The 4,647-nt window shown below is 46.8% G+C and carries 6 protein-coding genes and 1 pseudogene; 5 read left to right on the top strand and 2 right to left on the bottom strand.

Annotation, left to right across the window (positions count from 1 at the left end; translation table 11 throughout):
- The coding region (locus tag L350_RS0122765; RefSeq protein ID WP_179132416.1) for a transposase at nt 1–299 on the bottom strand (299 nt) is incomplete at its 3' end.
- Nucleotides 300–879: 580 nt separating this feature from the next.
- Here L350_RS0122765 and stbA point away from each other — a divergent pair.
- Nucleotides 880–1,266 carry a plasmid stabilization protein StbA gene (stbA, locus tag L350_RS00315; protein WP_006796897.1) on the top strand — a complete coding sequence of 129 codons (387 nt, stop codon included), beginning with the start codon at nt 880–882 and terminating at the stop codon, nt 1,264–1,266.
- 8 nt (nt 1,267–1,274) lie between these two features.
- Complete coding sequence (locus tag L350_RS00320) at nt 1,275–1,466, top strand: hypothetical protein (RefSeq protein ID WP_000861580.1); 192 nt, start codon at nt 1,275–1,277, stop codon at nt 1,464–1,466.
- A gap of 10 nt (nt 1,467–1,476) precedes the next feature.
- Here the strand turns inward: L350_RS00320 and L350_RS0122760 are convergent.
- Nucleotides 1,477–1,945 (bottom strand): annotated as a pseudogene (locus L350_RS0122760) (IS1 family transposase).
- A gap of 543 nt (nt 1,946–2,488) precedes the next feature.
- Here L350_RS0122760 and repE point away from each other — a divergent pair.
- The 3 genes from repE to L350_RS23745 all read left to right on the top strand — a co-directional run bounded on the left by repE (nt 2,489) and on the right by L350_RS23745 (nt 4,527).
- Complete coding sequence (gene repE, locus L350_RS00325; RefSeq protein ID WP_000807690.1) at nt 2,489–3,244, top strand: replication initiation protein RepE; 756 nt, start codon at nt 2,489–2,491, stop codon at nt 3,242–3,244.
- A gap of 267 nt (nt 3,245–3,511) precedes the next feature.
- Nucleotides 3,512–4,209, top strand: a protein-coding gene (locus L350_RS0122755) for an IS1 family transposase (protein ID WP_240183891.1) whose coding sequence is annotated in 2 segments (ribosomal slippage) — nt 3,512–3,761 and nt 3,761–4,209 — 699 coding nt in all. Because the reading frame shifts where the segments join, the coding sequence is not laid out codon by codon here.
- A 9-nt stretch (nt 4,210–4,218) separates the two neighbouring features.
- Nucleotides 4,219–4,527 (top strand): replication initiation protein, encoded by a 309-nt coding sequence (locus L350_RS23745; RefSeq protein ID WP_223862079.1) that lies wholly within the window; start codon nt 4,219–4,221, stop codon nt 4,525–4,527.
- Nucleotides 4,528–4,647 lie beyond the last annotated feature (120 nt).

Here is a 4,647-nt window from a genome sequence, read left to right as displayed (position 1 = left end):
TTCATCAGAGAAAAAATGGAATCAATAAAGCCCTGCGCAGCGCGCAGGGTCAGCCTGAATACGCGTTTAATGACCAGCACAGTCGTGATGGCAAGGTCAGAATAGCGCTGAGGTCTGCCTCGTGAAGAAGGTGTTGCTGACTCATACCAGGCCTGAATAGCTTCATCATCCAGCCAGAAAGTTATGGAGCCACGGTTGATGAGGGCTTTATTGTAGGTGGGCCAGTTGGTGATTTTGAACTTTTGCTTTGCCACGGAACGGTCTGCGTTGTCGGGAAGATGCGTGATCTGATCCTTCAACTCAGCAAAAGTTCGATTTATTCAACAAAGCCCATTCAGTCCTCAATTTGTGCATTTTTTAAACGAAAAAAGGGTGTCTAATACGGTGAAATCATAGTATTACCAAAGTAATAAATAAAAAGTTATTTAAATCAGTAAGTTAGATTGGATTTGTAATACCTGGGTAATACCGCAGCATGGCTAAATTTTGTTTTTTTGCCTTTAAATCAGTGTGATAGCGTGATTTATCACGCTGCGTTAGGTGTATAGCAGGTTAAGGGATAAAAAATCATCTTTTTTTGGTAGGGCGATCTCCGTAGGTTAAGGGGCATTTGGCTAAAAAGCGTCCTATTCTTTGATGGTCATGCTTGCATGACCATCTGAGCAACCAAAAACTACAGATAAACTACAGATAAACTACAAAAAACGTTTTGCCTTAGTGTTGTAAGACTACAAATAGACTACAATAAAACTACAAATAAACTACAAAAAACGTGGCAGACTACAAATAGACTACAATAAAACTACAGATAAACTACAAAACTCGATTGACCCCTTCTTACGAGTGTTGTAGAGTCATTTTCATACAACGGAGGGGGTTATGAATAAACCAGCAGATCTGAAACCCCGCAACTTATCGGCTGCTGTCAGATTGCGCCTAAATGAAATCGAGAACTGGCTGGACAGAGGGCTAACGCGGCATGAAATTGCTGAAATCCTCGACAGCGAATACAGCTTTTCGGTAACAGCCAAAGGGCTTGAGATGGCACTGTATAGAACGCGGCAAAACCGAAAAAATGTATTGCACAATACACATGATAAGAGTAGCGCGAAGGGTGCAGCGGAAAGTGTATTGCACAATACACAACCGTCTGAGCCTGAAGCGCAGGAAAGTAAAAAAGCAGAGAGTCCCGGCATTATTGATAAAGAATTCTTCAAGAAAATCGGTGAGAATTTCGACCCTAAGAAGTTCAACAAAAAATTCTGAGGTGATTTATGAAAGTAGCGGTAATTAATTACAGTGGCAGTGTTCGTAAAACCTTAATTTCATCTTACCTGTTAGCCCCGCGCCTGACTGGTGCAAAGTTCTATGCGGTAGAGACTATCAACCAGTCTGCTTCCGATCTGGGTATTGAAAATGTGACCAGTTTTAAAGGTGACGACTTCTCACGTTTGATTGAGGGGTAATGACTCCAACTTACTGGTAGTGTTTTATGTTCAGATAATGTCCAATGACTTTGTCATGTAGTTCTCCCTTCAGGCGTGATTCATAAAGCGGCCAGTCATCCGTCATCCATACCACGACCTCAAAGGCCGACAGCAGGCCCGGAAGACGCTCCAGCGTGGCCAGCGTGCGTTCACCGAATACGTGCGCCACAACCGTCCTCCGTATCCTGTCATACGCGTAAAACAACCAGCGCTTGCGTGATTTAGCGCCGACGTAGCCCCACTGTTCATCCATTTCAGCGCAGACAATGACGTCACTGCCCGGTTGTATGCGTGAGTTTACCGACTGCTGCCTGAGAGGCGGTGTAAGTGAACTGTAGCTGCCATGTTTTACGGCAGTGAGAGCAGATATAGCGCTGATGTCCGGCAGTACTTTTACCGTTACGCACCACGCCTTCAGTAGCTGAGCAGGAGGGACAGCTGATGGAGATGGAAGCCACTGGAGCACCTCAAAACCACCATCATACACTAAATCAGCAAGTTGGTAGCACATTACCCAGAACTGGACAGAATAGGCTGTATGTCTAACTTCTGGCCACAGATATAATCGAGCCAGCAGTGCTCGCCGCAGCCGAGCGACAGGGCGAAGCCCCGAGTGAGCGAGGAAGCACCATGGAACAGTACTCATAAATTCTGCATACGCTCAATGCCTGCAAAATCACCTCCCATAGGGGTTATCCACTTATCCACTTATCCACGGGGATATTTTTATAAGATCTTTTTAAATAGTTGTTAGATCTTTATTTTTAGAATGCCCACAGGCCTTTATCCATGCGGGTTCCAGAGAGGGATCTGTGACAAAACGCCCTTTCAGTGTGACAAATCACCCTCAAATAGCCGCCATTTCTGTGACAAGTTGCCCTTAACCCTGTGACAAATTGCCCTCAGGAAGCGTTGCTTTTCACAAAGTTATCCATCCCTGTTGACTCTGTTTTATGAAGTGTGACAATCTTAAAGTCTGTCACACTTCACATGGACCTGTCATGGCGGAAATAGCGGTTATAAACCATAAAAAACGTAAAAATAGCCCGCGGATTGTCCAGTCAAACGAGCTGACTGAGGCGGCATATAGTCTCTCCAGGGATCAAAAGCGTATGCTGTATCTGTTCGTTGACCAGATCAGAAAATCCGACGGCTCCCTGCAGGAACATGACGGCATCTGCGAAATTCACGTTGCTAAATACGCTGAAACATTCGGGCTGACCTCCGCTGAAGCCAGTAAGGATATACGACAGGCTTTAAAAGGTTTTGCGGGTAAGGAAGTGGTTTTCTATCGCCCTGAAGAGGATGCCGGCGATGAAAAAGGGTATGAATCCTTTCCCTGGTTTATTAAACGTGCGCACAGCCCATCCAGAGGGCTTTACAGCGTACATATCAACCCATATCTGATTCCCTTCTTCATCGGGTTACAGAACCGGTTTACGCAGTTCCGGCTCAGTGAAACAAAAGAGATTACCAATCCGTACGCCATGCGTTTATACGAATCTCTGTGCCAGTACCGTAAACCTGATGGCTCAGGTGTCGTGTCCCTGAAAATCGACTGGATCATGGAACGCTACCAGCTACCTCAAAGTTACCAGCGTATGCCGGACTTTCGCCGCCGTTTCCTGCAGGCAAGTGTTGACGAGATCAACAGCCGGACACCAATGCGCCTTTCTTACATCGAGAAAAAGAAAGGCCGCCAGACGACGCATATCGTATTTTCCTTCCGTGATATAACCTCCATGACGATTGAATAGTTGAGGGTTATCTGTCACAGATTTAAGGGTGGTTCGTCACATTTGATCTGGAAAGTTGAGGGTGATTTGTCACAGTTTTGCTGTTCCCTCCCTGGCATCCTGCGCTTACTCATAGTTTTTTGGCTGTAACCGGTAGTGGAGCCAGAATTGAGGGCAATTTGTCACCCTATCCTGAGGGTAGTTTGTCACACTAGATTTTCCCCCTCTTCCCGGGTAATGGTGCCAACTTACTGATTTAGTGTACGATGGTGGTTTTGAGGTGCTCCCGTGGCTTCCATCTCCATCAGTTGTCCCTCCTGCTCAGCTACTGAAGGCGTGGTGCGTAACGGTAAAAGTACTGCCGGACATCAGCGCTATCTCTGCTCTCACTGCCGTAAAACATGGCAGCTTCAGTTCACTTACACCGCCTCTCAGCCCGGTACACACCAGAAAATTATTGATATGGCCATGAATGGCGTCGGATGTCGCGCCAGTGCACGCATTATGGGCGTTGGCCTCAACACGATTTTACGACACTTAAAAAACTCAGGCCGCAGTCGGTAAACTCACGCATACAACCGGGCAGTGACGTCATTGTCTGCGCTGAAATGGATGAACAGTGGGGCTACGTCGGCGCTAAATCACGCAAGCGCTGGTTGTTTTACGCGTATGACAGGATACGGAGGACGGTTGTGGCGCACGTCTTCGGTGAACGCACTCTGGCCACACTAGAGCGTCTTCTGAGCCTGCTGTCGGCCTTTGAGGTCGTGGTATGGATGACGGATGGCTGGCCGCTGTATGAATCCCGCCTGAAGGGAAAGCTGCACGTAATCAGCAAGCGATATACGCAGCGCATTGAGCGACATAACCTGAATCTGAGGCAGCATCTGGCAAGGCTGGGCAGGAAGTCACTGTCGTTCTCAAAATCGGTGGAGCTGCATGACAAGGTCATCGGGCATTATCTGAACATAAAACATTGTCAGTAAGTTGGAGTCATTACCAACCAGTTCACCACCTACTCGCTCCGCGATTGTGGCAGTCTTCGAAATCCCCGGACGATCCGCCTTTATGAAAGTCTTGCTCAATTCAAATCTTCAGGCTTATGGGTTACTACTCATGCTTGGTTAAATGACCGTTTCGTCTTACCGGAATCCCTGCAGAAGAACTTGGCAGAGTTGAAACGATATTTCCTTGATCCTGCACTCAAGCAGATAAATGAGAAAACACCTTTACTTGCTAAGTATAGTATTGATGATTCAGGAAAATTTCTGTTCTCAATAATTGATAAGCAAAATCCCGTCTGACATAAATCAGCACACATGAGCCTGTCATTTGACAAATTTTTGTCATGAAGATGGGCGGATTTCCACACAGCACCGGCGCCCGGTAAGGTGGGCTGATTCCCACACGGCACCGGCGCCCGG

This window comes from Enterobacter sp. MGH 4 (assembly GCF_000534735.1).
GTDB lineage: Bacteria > Pseudomonadota > Gammaproteobacteria > Enterobacterales > Enterobacteriaceae > Enterobacter > Enterobacter intestinihominis.
Note: the sequence above shows the minus strand (reverse complement) of the source record. Positions and strands in the feature narration are given on the sequence as shown.

Bases quoted from the DNA above. Each gene is read 5' to 3' on its own strand.
- L350_RS00320 (WP_000861580.1), top strand. From the start codon at position 1,275: ATGAAAGTAGCGGTAATTAATTACAGTGGCAGTGTTCGTAAAACCTTA.
- repE (WP_000807690.1), top strand. From the start codon at position 2,489: ATGGCGGAAATAGCGGTTATAAACCATAAAAAACGTAAAAATAGCCCG.
- stbA (WP_006796897.1), top strand. From the start codon at position 880: ATGAATAAACCAGCAGATCTGAAACCCCGCAACTTATCGGCTGCTGTC.